17 protein-coding genes, 1 tRNA gene and 1 other RNA gene are annotated in these 20784 nt (G+C 62.3%); 10 read left to right on the forward strand and 9 right to left on the reverse strand.

Annotated elements, in window-relative coordinates; translation table 11 throughout:
- Positions 1 to 2: 2 nt before the first annotated feature.
- From JHW44_RS09365 to ehuR, 3 genes are all read right to left on the reverse strand, one after another.
- Positions 3 to 653: a TRAP transporter small permease gene (locus JHW44_RS09365; RefSeq protein WP_089344657.1), complete on the reverse strand. Its 651-nt coding sequence runs from the start codon at positions 651 to 653 to the stop codon at positions 3 to 5.
- A 124-nt stretch (positions 654 to 777) separates the two neighbouring features.
- Positions 778 to 1785 carry a TRAP transporter substrate-binding protein gene (locus tag JHW44_RS09370; protein ID WP_089344656.1) on the reverse strand — a complete coding sequence of 336 codons (1008 nt, stop codon included), beginning with the start codon at positions 1783 to 1785 and terminating at the stop codon, positions 778 to 780.
- A 199-nt stretch (positions 1786 to 1984) separates the two neighbouring features.
- Positions 1985 to 3346 (reverse strand): MocR-like ectoine utilization transcription factor EhuR, encoded by a 1362-nt coding sequence (gene ehuR / locus JHW44_RS09375; protein WP_089344655.1) that lies wholly within the window; start codon positions 3344 to 3346, stop codon positions 1985 to 1987.
- A gap of 72 nt (positions 3347 to 3418) precedes the next feature.
- Between ehuR and JHW44_RS09380 the strand changes: the two genes are divergently transcribed.
- The 3 genes from JHW44_RS09380 to JHW44_RS09390 all read left to right on the forward strand — a co-directional run bounded on the left by JHW44_RS09380 (position 3419) and on the right by JHW44_RS09390 (position 6885).
- Positions 3419 to 3919 (forward strand): Lrp/AsnC family transcriptional regulator, encoded by a 501-nt coding sequence (locus JHW44_RS09380; protein ID WP_089344749.1) that lies wholly within the window; start codon positions 3419 to 3421, stop codon positions 3917 to 3919.
- 121 nt (positions 3920 to 4040) lie between these two features.
- Positions 4041 to 5501: an NAD-dependent succinate-semialdehyde dehydrogenase gene (locus tag JHW44_RS09385; RefSeq protein ID WP_089344654.1), complete on the forward strand. Its 1461-nt coding sequence runs from the start codon at positions 4041 to 4043 to the stop codon at positions 5499 to 5501.
- Between the two features lie 13 nt (positions 5502 to 5514).
- Positions 5515 to 6885 carry an aspartate aminotransferase family protein gene (locus JHW44_RS09390; RefSeq protein WP_089344653.1) on the forward strand — a complete coding sequence of 457 codons (1371 nt, stop codon included), beginning with the start codon at positions 5515 to 5517 and terminating at the stop codon, positions 6883 to 6885.
- 186 nt (positions 6886 to 7071) lie between these two features.
- Here the strand turns inward: JHW44_RS09390 and rpmG are convergent, their stop codons facing one another.
- From rpmG to gatC, 6 genes are all read right to left on the reverse strand, one after another.
- On the reverse strand, positions 7072 to 7239 hold the full coding sequence (gene rpmG / locus JHW44_RS09395; protein WP_089344652.1) for a 50S ribosomal protein L33: 168 nt from the start codon (positions 7237 to 7239) through the stop codon (positions 7072 to 7074).
- Between the two features lie 202 nt (positions 7240 to 7441).
- Positions 7442 to 7817: RNase P RNA component class A (gene rnpB, locus JHW44_RS09400), an RNA gene on the reverse strand.
- A 57-nt stretch (positions 7818 to 7874) separates the two neighbouring features.
- Positions 7875 to 8450: an N-acetylmuramoyl-L-alanine amidase gene (locus JHW44_RS09405; RefSeq protein WP_089344748.1), complete on the reverse strand. Its 576-nt coding sequence runs from the start codon at positions 8448 to 8450 to the stop codon at positions 7875 to 7877.
- Between the two features lie 77 nt (positions 8451 to 8527).
- Entirely contained in the window at positions 8528 to 9142 is a 615-nt protein-coding gene (locus tag JHW44_RS09410) for a hypothetical protein (RefSeq protein WP_245847159.1), read from the reverse strand.
- Between the two features lie 25 nt (positions 9143 to 9167).
- On the reverse strand, positions 9168 to 10652 hold the full coding sequence (gatA, locus tag JHW44_RS09415; protein ID WP_089344650.1) for an Asp-tRNA(Asn)/Glu-tRNA(Gln) amidotransferase subunit GatA: 1485 nt from the start codon (positions 10650 to 10652) through the stop codon (positions 9168 to 9170).
- A complete protein-coding gene (gene gatC, locus JHW44_RS09420) occupies positions 10649 to 10936 on the reverse strand; it encodes an Asp-tRNA(Asn)/Glu-tRNA(Gln) amidotransferase subunit GatC (RefSeq protein ID WP_089344649.1) in 288 nt (95 codons plus the stop codon). Before gatC ends, gatA begins: the two co-directional genes overlap by 4 nt.
- Before the next feature lie 366 nt (positions 10937 to 11302).
- On the opposite strand from gatC, the gene JHW44_RS09425 reads away from it, so the two are divergent.
- From JHW44_RS09425 to mdoH, 7 genes are all read left to right on the forward strand, one after another.
- A tRNA-Glu gene (locus JHW44_RS09425) sits at positions 11303 to 11377 on the forward strand.
- A gap of 200 nt (positions 11378 to 11577) precedes the next feature.
- On the forward strand, positions 11578 to 12771 hold the full coding sequence (locus JHW44_RS09430; RefSeq protein WP_089344648.1) for a 3-deoxy-D-manno-octulosonic acid transferase: 1194 nt from the start codon (positions 11578 to 11580) through the stop codon (positions 12769 to 12771).
- A 37-nt stretch (positions 12772 to 12808) separates the two neighbouring features.
- Positions 12809 to 13243 carry a DUF1178 family protein gene (locus JHW44_RS09435; protein ID WP_089344647.1) on the forward strand — a complete coding sequence of 145 codons (435 nt, stop codon included), beginning with the start codon at positions 12809 to 12811 and terminating at the stop codon, positions 13241 to 13243.
- A 138-nt stretch (positions 13244 to 13381) separates the two neighbouring features.
- On the forward strand, positions 13382 to 14638 hold the full coding sequence (locus JHW44_RS09440) for an aspartate kinase (protein ID WP_089344646.1): 1257 nt from the start codon (positions 13382 to 13384) through the stop codon (positions 14636 to 14638).
- A gap of 69 nt (positions 14639 to 14707) precedes the next feature.
- Complete coding sequence (gene ptsP, locus JHW44_RS09445) at positions 14708 to 16954, forward strand: phosphoenolpyruvate--protein phosphotransferase (protein ID WP_089344645.1); 2247 nt, start codon at positions 14708 to 14710, stop codon at positions 16952 to 16954.
- A 144-nt stretch (positions 16955 to 17098) separates the two neighbouring features.
- A complete protein-coding gene (locus tag JHW44_RS09450) occupies positions 17099 to 18667 on the forward strand; it encodes an OpgD/OpgG family glucan biosynthesis protein (RefSeq protein WP_089344644.1) in 1569 nt (522 codons plus the stop codon).
- Positions 18664 to 20757, forward strand: coding sequence for a glucans biosynthesis glucosyltransferase MdoH (gene mdoH / locus JHW44_RS09455; RefSeq protein WP_089344643.1), 2094 nt, complete (start codon positions 18664 to 18666; stop codon positions 20755 to 20757). Before JHW44_RS09450 ends, mdoH begins: the two co-directional genes overlap by 4 nt.
- Positions 20758 to 20784: the final 27 nt, after the last annotated feature.

Genomic DNA, 20784 nt, shown 5'->3' on the forward strand with positions numbered 1-20784 from the left:
GTTCAGACCTCTTCTTCCTGGCTGTCGTCATAGCCCTCGAGCGTGCTTGTCGAGAGCCAGATATCCTTGTCGATGATGTTCTTGATGGTCGTCAGCGCGTATTGCACCCCGGTCAGAAAGAACCCCAGCGGCGCCCAGACGATGATCCACCATTGCGGGATTTGCAGCGCCGGCAGCAACCTGCCTCGCGACGCCTGTGCCAGCACGTAATCCAGAGAATACCAGGCCAGCAGCAGCATGGCCGCCGAGGTAACAGCCGCTATCAGGATCATCATGCGCTTGCGCATCCTGAAGGGCATCGCGTCGAAAAAGGCCGACATGCGGATGTGGCGTCCATGGCGCGCAGCATAGGAGATACCGGCAAAGGTGATCAGGATGATCAGCGCCTGATTGAGTTCCTCGGAGAAGAAAATGCTTTGCCCGAAGACATATCGACCCAGCACGTTCGCGCTGGTATTGACGGCCATCAGCAACACCCCGATGGCCAGCAATACGGCCTCGATACGTGCGATGGCGACATCAATGACACCCAGAATGCCCGGCAAGCCCGAGACATATTGGGAATCGTCGATATCTTCGTCCACTGCGCCGATTTCCGCAGCGGCAAGAATGTCGGGATCAGTTTCGGGGGCGTGCTTGTCGTCTTGCGTCATGGCCGCTGTCCCATTTGAAATAATCTGATGAACCCTGCATCCGTATCGCATTGCCCGAAGGCCTCGACCTGTCGGCAGGGTCTGAAACATCCCGCCGCAACAAGCGGCGCGGCGGGACAGGCCATCACTTGGTGGCAGCGTCCAGATCGGCTTTCATCTGGTCCAGAATGTCCTTGGCTTTGGGTCCGCCGATTTCAAGGAACTCCTGCTCGACCGCCTCGGCCGTTGCCTTGAAGGGCGCACGCTCTTCCTCGGTCAATGTGTTGATGGTGATCGAGGGCTTGGCTTCCTTGATCTTTTCCAGCGACTTTTCAGTCAGGCCGGTCTGATACTCGAGAATATAGTCAAATGCCGTTCCGATGGCGTTGTGGATGACGTCCTTGTCCTCATCGGGCAGCCCGTCGAAAAATTCCTTGTTTGCCATGACGGCGGTGGTGAAGTTGTTGTGGCCCGCACGGGTGATGTAATCGGTCACCTCGTACATCTTGGTCGATTCGATGAAGAATGCCGGGTTTTCCTGCCCCTGAATGATGCCGGTCTGCAGTGCGCCATAAACCTCGCCCCAGGGCAGCGGCGTCGGGGTGGCACCAAAGGCCTTGTATCCTTCGACCAGCAGCGGGTTGGTCATCACGCGGAACTTGACCTCGTTGAGGTCCTCGGGCGATTTGACCTCGGTCGTCGTGGTCATCATGACCTCGCCTTCCGGGAACATGGTCAGCAATTCCAGACCCTGTTCGGCATAAAGCGGTGGGAACAGTTCCTTGATCGCCTTTGAATTGCGGAAGAAGCTGTCCAGCTGGTCCTGATCCTGCGGCAACAGATAGGGCACGAAGAACACCTGCGCCTCGGGGATCAGCGCCCCGGTGAAGCCCGGCGACTGGTCGACGAACTGCAGGATGCCGGATTGCGCCTGTTCCATCGTGTCCGCGGATTCGCCCAGGGTGCCAAAGGGGAACAACTGAACCTGATGGTCGGAATTGGCCTCGACCTCTTCCTTGAATTTCTGTGCGAATTTGCCCTGCACCTCGTCCAGGGCCTCTTCGAAAGCATAGCGCCAGGTGTCAGCCATGGCGCCACCGGCGCCCAGTATCAGGGCCGCCAGACTGGCAGCGGTCAGTGTCTTATAGGTCATGTTACCTCCTGTTGATGGGCTTTGGAAACGCAACGCGCTCCAGCCCTCTTGGTTGCGGGATTCGGGTTTCTTTTTGCCCGTTCCGGATTGCCCGAGAGTTCAGACGATCCCATTTCCAAGTCAATTGTTATATTAAACCATGACAATTTTGACGGATACTGTCAAATCGGCGGCCTGCGCCGCATGCTCGGAAAGCCTGTCAGGAAGGCAGAAGCGCCGAGATTATGGTCAGGGCCTTGTCCAGTTCACCGAGGCCTGCCCCGCCAAGGCAAAGACGCAAGCCAGGGCGGCGATCCGACACCGCAAAGCCCGAACCCGGCGCAACCGCCACGCCCTGTTCCAATGCCTGTTCCACCAGCGCCGGTTCATCGCTTCCCTCGGGCAGGGGAATCCAGCGATGCAACCCATATGCCAGCCCGATGCTGCGCTCGCCCAGGATCCGCTGCGCCAGCCGGTTGCGGGCGGCCAACTCGGCGCGCTGCGCCACCAAAAGATCGTCGGCCAGCCCCTGTCCGATCCAGTCCTCGGCAATTTCGGCAATCATCGGGGTCGCCATCCATGACACCGACAGATGCCGGTTGAGGATACGCTCGGTCAGGGCATCCGGCATGGCAACGAATCCCAGCCTCAGCCCCGGCGACAGGCATTTGGTCAGGCCGGTCAGGTAAATGCTGCGGTCTGGCGCAAGGCTGGAGATCGGCGGCGGGCGGCGCGGCGACACCGGGCCGGTCACATCGCTTTCGACAATGATCAGGCCGTTCTCGGCGGCCACTGCGGCCAGTTCTTCCCGCCGCTGGCGGTCCATCATTCGTGGGATCGGCCCCGCTCCGGAGGGCAACAGGAATACCGCGCGCAGCTTGCCATGCGCGGCACGCGCCGCCTCGGCCAGGGCGTCGGGCAACATGCCGCGATCGTCACCCTCGATGCCGCGTATCCTCAGATGAAGATGCTGGATCGCCGGGCGCAGTGCATGGCAGGTATAGCTTTCGGTGGCGATCTCTTCGCCGGGCTGAGCCACCGACATCAGCGCCACCATCAGCCCCGGCGTATTGCCATTGGTGATCAGGATCCGCTGCGCTGGAACCACCACGCCACAGCGCGCCAGCCAGCTGGCCGCCATGCCGCCATAGCGCGCCATGGTCTGGCGCGGACGAAAGGAATACATCGCCGGATCGGGCAGATTCGCCGCGAGACGTTGCAGTGATTCCTGCCAGGCCGTGGCAATCCGGGGCAAAGGCACCGGGGTCATCATCGACAGATCAATCGGCGGGCGGGCCGAGCGCGCCCGAAACCACGGCACCTCGACCGTCTCTCGCGGGCCGGATTTGACAAAGCTGCCCCGCCCGACCTCACCCGAGATCAGATCGGCGCGGATAAGTTCCTCGTAGGCCCGGCTGACGGTCTGCACCGACAGGCCCAGACGCCACGCAAGATCACGATGCGGCGGCAGGCGCGCGCCCGGACGCAGGTTTCCCGCGTCGATGGCGGCGGCGATCCCCTGGGCAAGACTGCGATAGGCGGGGCGGGTGATGTCTGCACGGGTCAGGGGCCAATGTGTCATCCGCGCAGAATCGCTGCCCTGCAGGCGCTTGTCCAGATTGACATTTTACGGCCTTGCGGGAACAAGCAGATCATGACCCGCTTGCGCCCCGACCTTCGGCTGGATGATCGTGACATCGCCATTCTGGCGACCCTGTCGCGCGAGGGACGAATCACCAAGACCGATCTGGCCGCGCGGGTGAACCTGTCCCCGACCCCCTGCTGGGAGCGAATGAAGCGGCTGGAAAAGGCCGGGCTCATCCGTGGCTATCGCGCCGAAATCAGCCTTGCCGATCTGGGGCCGCATGTGCAGGTCTTTGTCACGGTCGAACTGGAAAGCCACCGCGCCGAAAGTTTCCAGATCTTTGAACGCACCATAGAGCGGATGGACCAGATCGTCGGTTGCTGGGCGATTGGCGGTGGATACGACTATCTGATGCAGATCGTTGCCATCGATGTCACGACCTTTCAGGCGATGATGGACGGGCTGCTGGAAAGCCGCGCCGGCGTGCGGCGGTATTTCAGCTATATCGTCACCAAACCCGTCAAGGAGGTGCCACCCGCGCTGGCCCTTCTGGAGGCCAAGGACGGCTGAGGGCCGAGAAAACTCTCGGCCAGCAGCGTCATATCAGAAAGATCCTCTCCCCGCCCATGGGGTCTTTGGTCAGATCATCTGTCAGCTTGCCCCCATGCTTGGCTGAACAAGGAGGTTCGCGATGCTTGATGATCTGTCTGCCCGCCTGTCCGATACATTGACCGATGCCGCTCTGCTGCCATGTCAGGGTGATTTTGCCGGTGAAGGCCGTCTGGCCGTGCGCGACCCTGCTAGCGGAGAACTGGTGGCGCAGGTCGCGATCAGCGACGCTACAGGGGCCCGCGCCGCCGTCGATGCGGCGCAGGCCGCCTTTGCGCCATGGTCTGCCACGCTGCCCCAGGACCGTGCGGCCATTCTGCATCGCTGGCACCGATTGCTGCTGGACAACAAGGAAGATCTGGCCCGCATCATGGTCGCCGAACAGGGCAAGCCCATCAGCGAGGCGCGGGGCGAAATCGACTATGCCGCCAGCTTCGTGCAATTCTACGCCGAAGAGGCACTGCGCCCCAATATCGAGGGCGTCACCAGCCATCTTGCCGATGCCGAAATGGAACTGTGGCGTGAACCTGTCGGCGTCGCAGCGCTGATCACGCCATGGAACTTTCCTTCGGCCATGATCACCCGCAAAGCGGCCGCGGCGCTTGGGGCGGGTTGCACCGTGGTCATTCACCCATCGGCCGAAACGCCGTTGTCGGCACTGGCTCTGGCCGAACTGGCCCGTCGCGCGGGTTTCCCCGAGGGCGTGGTGAACACGGTCATTGGCGATGCGGCAACCATCGCCGGCGAATGGACGGCGGATCCCCGGGTTCGGGCACTGTCCTTCACCGGCTCGACCGAAATCGGACGGCTGCTCTATCGCCAGTCGGCCCAGACCGTCAAACGCCTGGTTCTGGAACTGGGCGGACACGCCCCCTTCATCGTCTTTCAGGGCGCCGATATCGACCGCGCCGTGGCCGAAGGAATCAAGGCCAAATTCGCCACCTCAGGGCAGGACTGTCTTGGTGCCAACCGCTTTTACATTCACCGCCCCGTCTACGAGGAATTCTGCGCCAAGTTCACCGCTGCGGTCGAAAGGCTGACCGTTGGCCATGGCATGACGGATCCCGATATCGGGCCGCTGATTCATGATCGCCAGATCGACAAGCAGATCGCCCATGTTCGGGATGCGCTGGCCAAGGGCGCCCGGCTGCTGACCGGCGGCGATGTCGATGCCGACAAGGGGCCGCTGTTCTTCACGCCGACGGTTCTGGCCGATGTGCCTGACGAGGCAGCGATCATGTTCGAGGAAACCTTTGGCCCGGTCGCCGCGCTGTCTGTCTTTGACGAAGAGGACGAAGTTTTCGCCCGCGCCAATTCCACGGAATACGGGCTGGTGGCCTATGTCCACAGCCTTGATCCGCGGCGCATCTATCGTGCCACCCGCGCCCTGCAATTCGGCATGGTGGCCGTGAACCGCACCAAGGTGACCGGTGCGCCCATCCCCTTTGGCGGGATGAAGCAATCCGGCATTGGCCGCGAGGGTGCCCGACAGGGCCTCGAGGCATTTACCGAAATCAAGTATGTCTGCCGTAACTGGGGATAAGAAAGGACCGAAGATGTTGACGAATGACGAACTGGCGAAATGGGACCGCGAGAGCTTCTTTCACCCCTCGACCCATCTGGGACAATTCGCACGTGGCGAGGCCCCCCAGCGCATCGTGACCAGCGGTGAAGGCGTGTTCATCACCGACCGCGACGGCAACAGGCTGCTGGACGGCTTTGCCGGGCTGTATTGCGTGAATGTCGGTTATGGCCGTCAGGAAATCGCCGAGGCCATTGCCGACCAGGCCCGCGAACTGGCCTATTATCACGCCTATGCCGGGCATGGCTCCGAGGTGAACATCACCCTGTCCAAGATGGTCATGGACCGCGCGCCGGAAGGCATGGCGCGGGTCTATTTCGGGCTGGGCGGATCGGATGCCAATGAAACCAACATCAAGCTGGTCTGGTATTACAACAATATCCTTGGCCGCCCCGAAAAGAAGAAGATCATCAGCCGCTGGCGCGGTTATCACGGTTCGGGGCTGATGACGGGCAGCCTGACCGGGCTGGAACTGTTCCACAAGAAATTCGACCTGCCGCTGGCACAGGTGATCCATACCGAGGCGCCCTATTACTATCGCCGCGAGGACAGCAACATGTCCGAGGCCGAGTTCACCGCCCATTGCGTGGCCAGACTGGAAGAGCTGATCGCTGCCGAGGGCGCAGACACGATTGCCGCCTTCATCGGCGAGCCGGTTCTGGGCACCGGCGGCATCGTTCCGCCTCCTGCCGGATACTGGCAGGCCATCCAGAAGGTCCTGGACAAGCATGACATCCTGATGATCGCCGATGAGGTCGTGACCGGCTTTGGCCGTCTGGGCAGCATGTTCGGCAGCGATCACTATGGCATCAAGCCCGATCTGATCACCAGCGCCAAGGGCCTGACCAGCGCCTATGCGCCGCTGTCGGCCACCATCGTCGGACAGAAGATGTGGGATGTGCTGACCAGGGGCACGGATGAATATGGCGTGCTGGGCCATGGCTGGACCTATTCCGCCCATCCGATCGGTGCCGCAGCCGGGGTCGCGAACCTCAAGCTGATCGACCAGCTGGGTCTGGTGAAGAACGCAGGCGAAACCGGCACCTACTTCTGGCAGACCATGCGCGAGCAAGTCGGCGGACATGCCCATGTCGGTGAGGTGCGCGGTGAAGGCATGCTTTGCGCTGTCGAACTGGTCGCTGACAAGGACAAGCGCGCCTTTTTCGACCCTGCCGAGGGCAAGGGCGCGAAGGTTGTCGCCGCCATGCTGAAACGCGGCGTGATCGCACGGGCCATGCCGCAGGGCGACATCATCGGCTTTGCGCCGCCGCTGTGCCTGACCCGGCAAGAGGCCGACCAGATCATCTCGGTCACCAAGGACGCCATCACCGAAGTCCTGGGCTAGGTCGCAAATACCCTGCCCTTGCGGGCGACAGGGGGCACATGATGAATGGCAAGGGGGCGTCCGGCAGCGGGCGCCCCTTTTGCTGTCCGTTCCGCATGATCAGTGTCGTGATAGGCTGATGACAAGCGAAAAGACCGCAGCCCTTTCGGGTGCGGCCTTTTATCCGTGCGAATGCAGAGACAGATCTTACTTGATCTTGCCTTCTTTGTATTCGACATGCTGACGCACGACCGGATCGTATTTACGAACGGTCATTTTTTCGGTCATCGTGCGCGCGTTTTTCTTGGTCACATAGAAATGACCGGTTCCCGCGCTCGAGTTCAGCCGGATCTTGATGGTCGTCGGCTTCGCCATGGCTAATGCTCCTACTTCGGAATACGCGCCGCCTGCGCCATCCCGTGGAATTCGTGTTGAACCCGCCTTTTAGCCGCGAAAGGCGCAGAGTCAACCGCGAATCATGGAAAAACCTTCGCAGATCACTCATGGCAGCCATGCAGCGCGCGTCACGCCGGTTTCCGGGGGCTACACCGCATCTGCCCCCCCCGAGAAGCAGAAGATGTGCGGGGGGCCTGTAAGCCGGATTCTGTCCAAGAGAAAACTCTCTCTGGATGACCATTCCTCTGGCCCGGCCGTTACCGACCGGATCTAGCTGCCTACCCGGACCTGCTGGGGCAAGGCGGCCCTGCGGATTGCTCCGCGCGCGGTCCCTATTCGGCATTGCTCCCGATGGGGCTTGCCATGCGAGGACTGTTGCCAGCCCTCCGGTGGGCTCTTACTCCACCGTTTCACCCTTACCCGCGCAAGCGCGGGCGGTCTGTTCTCTGTGGCGCTTTCCCTGGGGTTACCCCCGCCGGGCGTTACCCGGCATCGTCGCCTCATGGAGTCCGGACTTTCCTCGCAACACATGGTCACGCGGTCATCCAGCCCCCCGCACCGGCTGCATATGACCCCGGAAGGCCAGCAGGTCAATGCCTCCGGGCACCGAACCGTCACCCGGCACGCTCGACCAACCCCGCAACCATGGCCGCACAGCGCGCATCATCCCCATCCGCCGCGCCTCTGGCCCAGGGGCGAAAGCGCAGGCGAAAGGCCGCAAGGCGCGTCTCTGCATCGCAAGGCGGATAGCCGATCCGGTCGAGACTGGCATCCAGATCAACAGAGGCCCGCTCCTTGCCTTCAGGCCAGATCGCCACCCCTTCCAGCGCCAGACGCCGCCAGTCGAATCTTGGCCCCGGATCCGATTTGCGCCCAGGCGCCATATCGGAATGTCCGATCACCCCCGCCGGAGGAATCGACCAGCGCGCCATGATCTGGCGCAGCAGGACAACCAGCGAATCCATCTGCGCCGCCGCGAAGGGCCGGTCGCCGGGATTGGCGATTTCAATCCCGATGCTGCGCGAGTTGACATCATCCCGACCGCACCAAGATCCCGCCCCCGCGTGCCAGGCGCGATGCTCTTCGGCGACCAGCGCCTCGGCATGGCCCGATTCGTCGATCAGCCAATGGGCGCTGACCTCGGCATCGGGATCGCAAAGCCGCTGTCGCGCAGAGGCTGCATCCCGCATGGCCGTATAATGCAAAACGATCAGCGAGGGCCTCTGCCCTCGCCGATCACCGAAGTTCGGACTTGGATAATGCCTGCTCAAAGCTGCGCGTGGCGGAACTTTTCAGGATCCCAGCCGCAGACATAACCGTCTCCGTCAGGGTCCATTCCGCGCGGATCCTTGCGGGGGCCGCCTGCGGCAAGAAATGCCATTTGCGCGGCATCCGCATCTTCATAGCTGGCACAGACCCGCGCCGCCGTGGCGCTCGACGCGCCGGCACGGCTGTAGATCGACTTGCCCACCGCATGGTCTGCGCCATAGGCATATTGCACCAGAACCGGGACCGAGCCCGGATAGGACGCATCCTGCCCCGCCAGCATCGAGTCAGGCACGATGCGTGTCGGCGCATTCCCCGCAGCCGCGACCGGAGCCACAGCTGCGGCAACGGTATCAGAAGCCACCGGAGCCGCGACAGGCGTATGCCCCGCGATCTTCTCCGGGCTGGGCGACTCAGCCGGCAGGGCAATCGGAATCACCTGCGATTCCGATTGCCCGGTCGTCAGCGCCACTTCGCGCGCCACCTTGTATTCGCCATAACGGGTCGCATCATACGTATAGTTCGGGTTCCAACCCTGCTGTACGCCACAACTGGCAAGAGCCAGCACCGAAATCATCACCCAACCGCGCATCACGCCCCCATGGTCATCATTCATGAATCTGCCAGCAACCGGGGGAAAACTACCACCAGCGTTCGGGTTTGGCTACAAAACCTGCCGCCTGCTCCAGAACCATCGCCTGGTTCAGCAGTTCGCCCTCTTCGAACGGACGCCCGATCAGTTGCAGCCCCAATGGAAGCCCCTGCTTGTCCTGACCGACGGGAACGGAAATCCCCGGCAATCCGGCAAGGTTCAGCGTCACGGTGAACACGTCCTGCAGATACATCTTCACCGGATCGGCCTGATCCATCGCCCCCAGCGGGAAAGCCGCCGATGGCGTGGTCGGGGCGAGGATCGCATCGATGCCATCCGCATAGGCATTGTCGAAATCGCGCTTGATCAGCGCGCGGACCTTGCGGGCACGATTGTAATAGGCGTCATAGAATCCGGCCGACAGCACATAGGTGCCGATCATGATGCGGCGCTGCACCTCGGGGCCAAAGCCCTCGGCACGGGTCTTTTCATACATCTCGACGATGCCATCGCCCTGCCCCAGGCTGGCGCGGTGACCATAACGCACCCCGTCATAACGGGCGAGGTTCGACGAGGCTTCAGCCGGCGCAATCACGTAATAGGCCGGCAGTGCATATTTCGTATGCGGCAGGCTGATATCGACGATCTCGGCACCGGCATCGCGCAGCATGTCCGCACCCTGCTGCCACAATGCGGCGATTTCCTCGGGCATGCCATCGACGCGGTATTCGCGCGGGATGCCGATCTTCTTGCCACGAATGTCGCCAGTCAGCAGCGACTCGTAATCCGGCACGGGGTAATCCGCGCTGGTCGAATCCTGCGGATCGACCGAGGCCATTGCGCCCAGCATGATCGCGGCATCGCGCACGGTCTTGGTCATCGGCCCGGCCTGATCCAGCGAAGAAGCATAGGCGATCACGCCCCAGCGGCTGACGCGACCATAGGTCGGACGCAAGCCGACCGTACCGGTAAAGGCTGCGGGCTGGCGGATCGAACCACCGGTATCGGTGCCGGTCGCGCCAAGGCACAGATCGGCTGCAACTGCCGCGGCCGAGCCGCCCGACGATCCGCCGGGGGTCAATTCCTTGCCGTCACCGGCTTTCCACGGATTGACTGCCTTGCCATAGCAGCTGGTTTCATTGGTCGAGCCCATGGCGAACTCGTCCTGGTTCAGCTTGCCCAACATGACCGCACCGGCGTCCCACAGGTTTTGCGTCACCGTCGATTCATATTCCGGAACGAAACCCTGCAGGATCCGGCTGGCGGCCTGACTGGGCACACCCTTGACGCAGAAGACATCCTTGATGCCGACCGGGATACCGGTCATTGCCACGCCGTTTCCGGCCTTGATGCGCGCATCGGCGGCCCGGGCCATCTCGCGGGCCTTGTCGGCAGTGCCATGCACAAAGGCATTCAGCGAAGCCGAAGCATCAATTGCGGAAAGGCAGGCTTCGGTCAGTTCGACCGAGCTGGCCTGTCCCTTGGCCAGGGCATCGCGGGCCTCGGCGATGGTCAGTTTGTTCAGTTCGCTCATTCCACCACCTTCGGCACGGCAAAAAATCCTTCACGCGCATCGGGCGCATTGGACAGGATCTTGTCTGCGAAACCACCCGAGGTCACGACATCCTCGCGACGCTTGAGCCGCATCGGCGTGACGCCGGTCATCGGCTCGACGCCGGTGACATCGACCTCGTTCAGCTGTTCCATGAAATTCAGGATACCGCTCAATTCCCGCGCCAATGCGGGCAGCGCCTCATCCTTGACCGCGATGCGCGCCAGATGCGCGACCTTGCGGGCCTCGTCTTCGGTGATCGACATGCGTTGTCCCTTGTTTTGGCCTGCGGTTTACTCGCCTCGCACAGGCGCTGCAAGAACCCGCGACCGCAAGTTGCACCACGGGCGCCTTTCCCTTTAGCGCAGAAACAGGCGCTGCGCCAATATCACCGTCTTCGCCAGACCACGCGCGGGGGGGCCATCAGCGCAACGGTTTGGTACGACACCATAAAGTGCCCCTGCCCTTCGCCGCGCGCGCGCCGCGGAAAGGGGCAGGGCAGAGAAAATTCCTGCCGTTTTCATCTTTTTTCATTTTTTTTGAAAAAGGATGAAAAATCCTCTTGCGCCCATCCGAAGCTTTGCCTAAACACCGCTCCACGCCAGCCAGAGACACTGGCAGCGCAAACAAGTGGCCCGTTCGTCTATCGGTTAGGACGCCAGGTTTTCAACCTGGAAAGAGGGGTTCGACTCCCCTACGGGCTGCCACTTTTCCCAGAGAAAACAAAGCCATGCGGCACCAGAGCCCGGTTGTGCGCAGGAATGTTTTGCCCATCGAGTGCTGACGTCCCCAAGCGGGGCGGTCGTGCAGGGCGTTTACAAGAAATCTTCCGCCTTCTAGGAATGACGGGTCCGCAAGCGGATTGCCGCGCGGCCTGCCTTGTCAGTCAAAGCCCTGAAAGGTCGCGATGATATATGCGCTCTCGTCACGTCTTGCGGAAACGGCCCTGCGGATTCGCGCAAGGCTTGGCGGATCAAGGGCATTGCGACAACGACTTGGGATGTCCCCCCGGCCCGAACAGGGCGATATCTGGGTGCATGGCGCCTCGGTCGGAGAACTGACCTCGGCGCGCCCGATCATCGAGGCCCTGGCCAGCGAATTTCGTGTCATCGTCACAGCCAACAGCGAAACCGGTCGCGATCTGGTTGCTGGCTGGGGGCTGCCCGCCTATCTGGCGCCGCTGGACATGCCCGGCGCGACAACGCGCTTTCTGGATGCCGTCCAACCCAGACTGCAGGTCACGCTGGAAGGTGAATTCTGGCCACTGCGTTCACGCCTTCTGGCACAACGCCGGATTGCACAGGCCATGATCGGCGCCCGGATCTCGGAAAAATCCGCAAGGCTCTGGTCCCGCTTTCCCGGCTTGATCGGGCCGGTGCTGGAACGCCTTGCGGCCGTATCGGCGCAGGATCCCTACAGCGAGGCACGGCTGATCGGGCTGGGGCTGCCAAGGGCGGCCGTGCTGCCGCGCCTTGATCTGAAGCTGCTGACGCCTGCCGCCATCATGCCGCCCGAATCGGATGCCAACCGCAGAAACATGATTCTGGCAGCCTCGACCCATCAGGGCGAGGAAGAGCCGATTCTGGACGCCTGGCTTCAGGCACGCAAAGCAAACCCCGAACTGCGCCTGATTCTGGCCATCCGCCACCCCCAGCGCGGCGACGAGGTTGCGGCCCTGATCCGGAGCCGGAATCTGGCGGTGAGGCGACGCTCGGAAGAGGCCGAAGGCGGCGATGTGCTGCTGGCGGATACCCTAGGCGAGATGGACCGCTGGTATCGCCGCGCGGGCCTGTGCATCGTTGGCGGCTCGTTCAGCGACCACGGCGGCCACACCCCCTGGGAACCAGCCGCCTATCGCTGCGCCATCCTGCACGGCCCCAATATCGGGAACTTTGTCGATGCCTATGGCGCGCTGCAGGAGGCAGGCGGGGCACGGCTGGTCGGCACCGAAGCTCTGCCCGATGTCCTGAACGAATTGAGCGGCGACGCCGCGGCGGCGAAAGCCATGGGACGAGCCGCGCGCGAGGTGCTGCTTGCGCAGGCCGGAGACCCCGATGCGCTGATCGCAAGCCTGCGCGATCTTGCGGTCCGGGCCAAGTAACACAATATATGGGCGATATCCGATTGGGAATTGGGTGATGATCCGATACGATTTGCGCTGCGAAAACAATCACGAGTTCGACGGCTGGTTCCGTTCTTCCGACAGCTTCGAGAAGATGCTGGCCGCCGGGCAGATCAGCTGTGCGCAATGCGGATCGACCAAGATCGAAAAGGCGCTGATGTCGCCCTCGGTCAGCAAGGACAGCGCCCGGGCGGACAAAACCGCGCCGCCCAGCCTGACACAGCCCGACAATCCCGCTGCGGCGGCACTGGAAAAGCTGCGTCGGCATATCGAGGCCAATTCCGATTATGTCGGCAACAAGTTCGTGGACGAGGCGCGCGCCATGCATGAAGGCCGCAGCCCCAGCCGCGCGATTCATGGCGAGGCCCGTGCCGAGGACGCAAGAAAGCTGCTGGAAGACGGCGTTCCCGTTGCCCCCCTGCCCTTCATCCCGCGCCAGAAAGCCAATTGATTTCCGCCACCTGTTCATCGGAACGGGGAAAACAGGCAGGCGGATCACCGCTTGGGCAATTTCATTGCGCTCTTGCCCTTTCCCTTAGTCGATCATAAAAGCCCCCGCGAATGACAACCCTCTGGCTGGAGGCCTGCAATGCCGCTTCTGGTGATGAAATTTGGCGGAACATCCGTCGCCGATCTGGATCGGATCAAGAACGCGGCCAGCAAGGTCCAGCGCGAGGTCGAGCGTGGCTATGACGTGATCGTCATCGTCAGCGCCATGTCCGGCCGGACCAATGAGCTGGTCGGCTGGGTCGAACAGACCTCACCGCTGTTTGATGCCCGCGAATATGATGCCGTCGTCAGTTCGGGTGAAAATGTCACCGCGGGCCTGATGGCGCTGACCCTGCAGGAAATGGGCGTTCCGGCGCGCAGCTGGCAGGGCTGGCAGGTGCCGATCAACACGACGGCGGCCCATTCCGCCGCCCGTTTCGTCGACATTCCGCGCGCCAACCTGGATCAGAAATTCAGTGAAGGCTTCAAGGTCGCGGTCGTGGCAGGCTTCCAGGGGCTGGCCCCTGACGGGCGGATCACGACGCTGGGTCGCGGTGGTTCGGACACCACGGCCGTTGCCTTTGCCGCCGCCTTCGATGCCGAACGCTGCGATATCTATACCGATGTCGACGGCATCTATACCACCGACCCGCGCATCACCACGAAAGCGCGCAAGCTGGAAAAGATCGCTTTCGAGGAAATGCTGGAACTGGCCAGCCTGGGTGCCAAGGTCTTGCAGACCCGCTCGGTCGAGTTGGCGATGCGCTATAAAGTTCGGCTGCGCGTGCTATCCTCCTTCGAGGATACCGACGAGAATTCTGGCACGCTGGTCTGCGATGAGGATGAAATCATGGAATCGAAAGTCGTCAATGGCGTCGCCTATTCCCGGGAAGAAGCCAAGATCACCCTGGTGACCGTGGCGGACCGGCCCGGCATTTCCGCCGCCATATTCCAGCCGCTGGCCGATGCGGGCGTGAATGTCGACATGATCGTTCAGAACATCTCGGAAAAAGACTATGACGATCACCCCGGTTCGGTGACCGACATGACCTTCTCGGTGCCGATCAACCAGGTCGAGCGCGCCAAGAAAGCCATTGAACAGGCGAAGGCTTCGGGCGAGATCGACTATGACGAACTGATCGTCGACACCGATGTTGCCAAGGTCAGCGTCGTCGGCATCGGCATGCGCAGCCATACCGGCGTTGCAGCGACGATGTTCGAGGCACTTGCCGCCGAAAACATCAACATCAAGGTGATCGCAACCAGCGAGATCAAGATTTCGGTGTTGATCGACCGCAAATATATGGAACTGGCGGTGCAGGCGTTGCATGATGCCTTCGGCCTCGAAGCGGCCTGATCCGGACAGAACCTCTGTTCCGGCCGACGGCCCGCGCGGGGCCATCGCGACAGCAAAGGCAGGCACGCGATGAATGACCGCAAAGACAGTGAATCACGCAAGCTGCTGCGGCGGCTGAAAGAAATTCTCGCCGCCGCGGGCGATGGTCAGGACAGGCTTGACCAGATCACCCATCACATCGCCGATTCGATGGGAACCGAGGTCTGCTCGATCTACCTGTTCCGTGACGCGAACACGCTGGAGCTTTGCGCGACCGAAGGGCTGCGTCCCGAGGCCGTGCACCAGACGCGTCTGCGCCTGGGCGAGGGTCTGGTCGGCCGCGTCGCGCGCACGGGCCGCCATGTCAATACCGCCGATGCTCCGTCCGAGCCGGGCTTCCGCTTCATGCCCGAAACCGGCGAGGAAGTCTTTCCCAGCTTCCTGGGTGTTCCCATCCAGCGCGTGGGTGAGCGCCTCGGCGTTCTGGTCGTGCAGTGCAATGATTCCCGCCAGTTCAGCGAAGACGAGGTCTACGGACTGGAAGTCGTTGCCATGGTTCTGGCCGAAATGACGGAACTGGGTGCCTTTCAGGACAGCCATTCCGACAGCATGCCGCAGGCACATCGCTTTCCCCTGATGATTCAGGGTGCCACGGCGCAGGAAGGTGCCGCCGAAGGCCAGGTCTGGCTGCATGAACCGCGTGTCGTGGTCACCAACCCGGTCGGTGACGATCCCGAACGCGAACTCGAGCGCCTGCATGAAGGTGTCACCCGCCTGCGCCAGCGCGTAGATACAATGGTCGCCGCTTCGGACATGATCGATGACGCCGACCATGCCGCCGTTCTGGAAACCTATCGCATGTTTGCGCATTCGCGCAGCTGGCTCAAGCGCATGGAAGAGGACATCCAGCTGGGCCTCTCTGCCGAGGCGGCGGTGGAGAAAGAGCAATCCTCGGCCCGCGCGCGGCTGGAGGTGGCCTCGGACCCCTATCTGCGCGACCGGTTGCATGATCTGGATGATCTGTCCAACCGTCTGCTGCGCATCCTGACAGGCCAGGGCGTGGATACCGGCGCCGAACTGCCGCCCCGGCCGATTCTGATTGCCCGCAACATCGGCCCCGCCGAATTGCTGGAATATGGCCGTCGGCTGAAGGGCGTGGTTCTGGAAGAGGGTTCGGTCGGCAGCCATGCCGCCATTGTTGCACGTGCGCTGGCGATCCCGCTGGTCATTCACGCCAGCCGGATCACCACCGAGGCATTGAATGGCGACCCGATCCTTGTCGATGGCGATCAGGGGCTGGTCCATCTGCGCCCGGAAGACAGTGTCGCCACCGCATTTCGTGACAAGATCGCCATGCAGGCCGAAGCGCAGAACCGTTACGCAAGCCTGCGCAATCTGCCTGCGACCGGCACCTGCGGGACGACGATCCAACTGCATATGAATGCCGGATTGATGGCAGATCTGCCCTCGCTCGAGGATTCGGGCGCCGAGGGAGTCGGGCTGTTTCGGACCGAATTGCAGTTCCTGGTTCGCAATCATGTTCCCCGTCGGGGCGAACTGGCGGAACTGTATCGCCATGTCATGGACCGGGCCATGGGCAAACCCGTGATGTTCCGCACGCTGGATATCGGCTCGGACAAGGTTCTGCCCTATATGAAACCGCAGGACGAACCCAACCCTGCCATGGGCTGGCGGGCCATCCGTGTCGGACTGGACAAGCGCGGCGTGTTGCGGATGCAGCTGCAGGCGCTGATCCGGGCAGCTGTCGGACGGCCGCTACATGTGATGTTTCCCTTCATTGCCGACATGAGCGAATATGAAGATGCCCACCGCATGCTGATGCAGGAATTGTCGCGCGAACAGCGGCTGGGGCATGAACTGCCCACCGATGTGCGCGTCGGCGCCATGCTGGAAACCCCGTCGATTGCCTTTGCGCCAAAGAAATTCTTTGAAATGTGCGATTTTGTCTCGATTGGTGGCAACGATCTGAAGCAGTTCTTCTTTGCGGCCGACCGCGAAAACGAACGCGTGCGCCGCCGCTATGACACGCTGAACAGCTCTTTCCTCGACCTGCTGCGCCAGATCGTGGCCCGCTGCGAAGATGCCCGTGTGCCGTTGTCCTTTTGCGGCGAGGATGCGGGTCGGCCGATCGAGGCCGTCACGCTGGCAGCCCTGGGGATTCGCAAGCTGTCGATGCGGCCTGCCTCGATCGGTCCGGTCAAGCATCTGATCAGGCGCATTTCCATTTCGGATCTGCGCCAGGTCATCGAAGAGGCGCAGGCGGCAGGCCTGACCAGTCTGCGCCGTCCCGTGACCGAATGGCTGGCACGGCAATAGCCGGATCGGCGTATTACCGCCGATTCACGGCTTGCTCACGAATTTTGGACAACCAAACAACGTCCTGATGCGTTAGCGATGCGGCTTGCTGGGATGCAGCTGCATCTTTAGAAGGAAACGGTTTTTTTGCATCGATCATCAGATATGAAGCGTCGTGAATTCCTCAATGCCGCTGCTGCTGCGGCCGCTGGCGGAGCCTTTGTGGCAACACCCATCCGCGCAAAGGCACAGGCCGAAAGCACTGCCTCGGACACAATGCATCCCCCTCAGCCGGCAGCAATGGCCTTCAGTTTCGAAGATGTGGCCGGGCTGGCGACCGAGCGGGCGGCGAAGGTCTACAAGCAACCGGTGGCGGATCAGGTCGGAAGTTTCGCCGATCTGAACTATGACCAATATCGCGCCATCCGCTTTCGCCGCGCCAAGGATCCGCTCAGCCGCACCAGCCGGTTTTCCATGGATCTGCTGCCGCCGGGGATGATTTTCTACGAGCCGGTCAATATCAACATTGTCCGTGACGGTGTGCCGATCAAGATCGACTTCGACCCCAAGCTGCTGGAATTCGACCCGTCGCAATTCCCCGATGGTGCCGACCTTGAAACCAAGGGCGACATGGGCTGGTCGGGTTTTCGCCTGCGCACGATCCTGAATCGCCCCGGTGTCATGGATGAATTCCTGGTCTTCCAGGGCGCCAGCTACTTCCGTGCCGTCGCGCGGGGGACACTCTATGGTCTGTCGGCACGGGGGCTGGCCATCAAGACCGGCAGCCCCGACGGCGAGGAATTCCCCCTGTTCACCGATTTCTGGGTGCATGAGCCCGATGAAACGTCCGAATCGGTGCGCATCCACGCGCTGCTGGACAGCAAGTCGTTGACCGCGGCCTTTCAGTTCGACGTCAATCCCGGTGCCGTGACCATGGTTCGCACCCGCGTGGCAATCTTCCCGCGCGTCGATCTGCAACATACCGGCATTGCGCCGCTGACCTCGATGTTCTGGTTCAGCCCGGCCAGCCGCCGCAATGTCGATGACTATCGCCCCGCCGTCCATGACAGCGATGGCCTGCAAATGCACACGGGGGCCGGTCAGGCCCTCTGGCGCAGCCTGTCCTCGCACAAGACCCTGCAGATTTCGTCCTTCATCGACAAGAACCCGCGTGGTTTCGGCCTGATCCAGCGCAACCGCCAGTTCACGGATTATCAGGATGCCGAGGCAATGTATCATCAGCGCCCGTCAGCCTGGATCCAGCCCGAGGGCGAATGGGGCGAAGGCGAGGTCCGACTCATCGAGATCCCGGTCGAAAACGAGTTCAACGACAATATCGTCAGCTACTGGGTTCCCAAGGAGGTCCTGAAAAAGGACCAGCGGCATGAATTCCGCTATCGTCTCAGCTTTGCGCCGCTGCCGCCCAATGACGTGCCATTGGCCAAGGTCCGGCAGGTGCGCTCCGGCAGGTCGATCAATGTCGAAACCACCCGCAGCTTCATCATCGATTTTGACCGGTCGCTTTTCACCGATGAACTGCCCCAGTTCCAGGTCAGCGCCTCGGCCGGTCGCATCGTCCATTCCTATATCAAGCCGCTCGTGGCACAGAATGTCCTGCGTCTGGCCTTTGAATTCGAGCCGGGTGCCGCCACATTGGCCGATCTTCAGGCGCTGCTGGTCGACAAGGACGGGGTCGCCTTGAGCGAAACCTGGCTTTCGCGCTGGTCGGCATGAGCGACGATCAGAACATGACCGCCATTCTGACCCCGGTGCCGCCCGAGGCCCCTCTGGCCATGCCGGTGCAGGATTTTGCCACGGCGCCCAAGGTCAGGCGTCCGCGCGGCCACGATTGCTGGCGTGTCTGGCTGGCCCGCGTCATCGCCTTTGGCGGCACGGCAGCCATTGCCGTGGTCGGGCTGTTGCAGATGTTCGCGGCCTTCGGGGACAAGCCCACGCCCATGCAGATGGCCTTGCTGGTGCTCTTCGTGCCGACATTTGCCTGGGTCGGTTTTTCCTTCTGTGCACTGCTCGCCGGATTGCTTGCACCGCGCATCACGACGCCGCAGGGGCGCAATGATGCACGAATCGCGGTCGTCATGCCGATCTATCACGAAAATGCCGCCCAGAGCATCGGCTTACTGGGGGCACTTGCGACCGACCTGGCGCGGCAGGGAATGACCGGTCGGGCCGAGATTTTCGTGCTGTCGGACAGTCGTGATCCTGCGGTCGCCGTCAATGAAACCCTCGCCGTTGCGGCGGTCCGCGAAAACGCGCCGCTGCCGATCTGGTATCGTCGCCGGACCAGCAATGAGGATCGCAAATCCGGCAATGTGGCCGAATTCCTGCGTCGCTGGGGCGGGCGATATGATCAGATGGTGGTGCTGGATGCCGACAGCGTCATGACCGGTGACACCATTGCGCAACTGTCGGCGCGGATGAATGCAGATCCCGATCTGGGCCTGATCCAGACCATGCCGATTCTGGTGGGTGGTGAAACCATCTTCGCACGGCTGACGCAATTTGCCGGGCGCGTCTACGGCCCGATGATTGCACGCGGCGTGGCCGCCTGGTCCGGAGATACCGGAAACTATTGGGGCCATAACGCCATCATCCGCGTCAGCGCCTTTGCCAGCGCCTGTGGCTTGCCCCGGCTGAGCGGCCGCCCGCCCTTTGGCGGCACCATTCTCAGCCATGATTTCGTCGAAGCCGCGGCCCTGTGCCGCGCGGGCTGGAAGGTCAGGCTGGATGCAGATCTGCGCGGCAGCTTCGAGGGCTGCCCGCCGACACTGCTGGACATGGCCGCGCGCGAGCGTCGTTGGGCGCAGGGCAACCTGCAGCATGCCCGCCTGTTTACCATGCGCGGCGCGCGGGCCATCAGCCGACTGCATTTTGCGATCGGCATTCTGGGTTTCCTGATGAGCCCCATCTGGCTGGCACTGATCCTTGTCGGTCTGGTGCTGTCCGCGACCGTCCTGCTGTCGACGCCGGAATATTTCCCCAATTCCTATCAGTTGTTCCCCGACTGGCCGGTCTTTGACGCGCGACGCATGCTGTGGCTGTTCATCGCCGCCATGAGCCTGTTGCTGATGCCCAAGCTGATCGCGACCTTGCGGGCGTGGATGCGGCCCTTGGGGCAGGAATCGGGCGGGCCGGTGCACATCTTTGCCAGCGCCCTGTTCGAGATTGTCCTTTCCGCCCTGATTGCCCCTGTTCAGATGCTGATCCAGACCCGCCAGATCTTCGACATCCTGCGCGGCCGTGACAGTGGCTGGCAGGCGCAAACCCGGGCTGGCCATATGCCCGACTGGCAAGTGGTGCTCAGCCGGCACTGGGCGCATGTCCTGCTGGGTGTGGCGACGCTGATCGTGCTGGCTCAGTTCTCGCCCGCGCAGTTGATCTGGCTGTCACCCATCCTCGCGGGTCTGATTCTGTCGCCACTGACCTCGCGCCTGTCGGCCAGCCCGATTTTCGGCAGATGGGCCCGGATGCGCGGATTGCTGGTGACCCCCGAAGAGCGAAATCCTCCGGCGATCCTCTCCGAGGCGGTCGCCAAGGCCCGCGCCCTGCCCCGCCCGCTGAGCGGACCCGAGGCGATCCTGCGTCTGGGCCGTGACCCTCAGGCCCGCGCACGGCATGTTTCCATGCTGGAGCCGATGACGACGGAAGGTCCGGTCGCGCAGCGGCTGCCCCATATCACCGCAGCTGCCAAGATCGAGAACGCGGCAGATCAGACCGAGGCTCTGGACTTTCTTGACGCGGCAGAAACCAGCGCGCTTGTCTCGGACCCTGCGCTGCTTGCGCAGTTCAGCCGCCTGCCCTGTTGATCAGGGACACAGCGAAGGTTAGCCCAC

The sequence above is a fragment of the Paracoccus seriniphilus genome, from assembly GCF_028553745.1.
GTDB lineage: Bacteria > Pseudomonadota > Alphaproteobacteria > Rhodobacterales > Rhodobacteraceae > Paracoccus > Paracoccus seriniphilus.

Excerpts from the sequence above, each read along its gene's own strand:
- JHW44_RS09365 (WP_089344657.1), bottom strand. The coding sequence starts at position 653 with ATGACGCAAGACGACAAGCACGCCCCCGAAACTGATCCCGACATTCTT.
- JHW44_RS09370 (WP_089344656.1), bottom strand. The coding sequence starts at position 1,785 with ATGACCTATAAGACACTGACCGCTGCCAGTCTGGCGGCCCTGATACTG.
- ehuR (WP_089344655.1), bottom strand. The coding sequence starts at position 3,346 with ATGACACATTGGCCCCTGACCCGTGCAGACATCACCCGCCCCGCCTAT.
- JHW44_RS09380 (WP_089344749.1), top strand. The coding sequence starts at position 3,419 with ATGACCCGCTTGCGCCCCGACCTTCGGCTGGATGATCGTGACATCGCC.
- JHW44_RS09385 (WP_089344654.1), top strand. The coding sequence starts at position 4,041 with ATGCTTGATGATCTGTCTGCCCGCCTGTCCGATACATTGACCGATGCC.
- JHW44_RS09390 (WP_089344653.1), top strand. The coding sequence starts at position 5,515 with ATGTTGACGAATGACGAACTGGCGAAATGGGACCGCGAGAGCTTCTTT.
- rpmG (WP_089344652.1), bottom strand. The coding sequence starts at position 7,239 with ATGGCGAAGCCGACGACCATCAAGATCCGGCTGAACTCGAGCGCGGGA.
- JHW44_RS09405 (WP_089344748.1), bottom strand. The coding sequence starts at position 8,450 with ATGCGGGATGCAGCCTCTGCGCGACAGCGGCTTTGCGATCCCGATGCC.
- JHW44_RS09410 (WP_245847159.1), bottom strand. The coding sequence starts at position 9,142 with ATGAATGATGACCATGGGGGCGTGATGCGCGGTTGGGTGATGATTTCG.
- gatA (WP_089344650.1), bottom strand. The coding sequence starts at position 10,652 with ATGAGCGAACTGAACAAACTGACCATCGCCGAGGCCCGCGATGCCCTG.
- gatC (WP_089344649.1), bottom strand. The coding sequence starts at position 10,936 with ATGTCGATCACCGAAGACGAGGCCCGCAAGGTCGCGCATCTGGCGCGC.
- JHW44_RS09430 (WP_089344648.1), top strand. The coding sequence starts at position 11,578 with ATGATATATGCGCTCTCGTCACGTCTTGCGGAAACGGCCCTGCGGATT.
- JHW44_RS09435 (WP_089344647.1), top strand. The coding sequence starts at position 12,809 with ATGATCCGATACGATTTGCGCTGCGAAAACAATCACGAGTTCGACGGC.
- JHW44_RS09440 (WP_089344646.1), top strand. The coding sequence starts at position 13,382 with ATGCCGCTTCTGGTGATGAAATTTGGCGGAACATCCGTCGCCGATCTG.
- ptsP (WP_089344645.1), top strand. The coding sequence starts at position 14,708 with ATGAATGACCGCAAAGACAGTGAATCACGCAAGCTGCTGCGGCGGCTG.
- JHW44_RS09450 (WP_089344644.1), top strand. The coding sequence starts at position 17,099 with ATGAAGCGTCGTGAATTCCTCAATGCCGCTGCTGCTGCGGCCGCTGGC.
- mdoH (WP_089344643.1), top strand. The coding sequence starts at position 18,664 with ATGAGCGACGATCAGAACATGACCGCCATTCTGACCCCGGTGCCGCCC.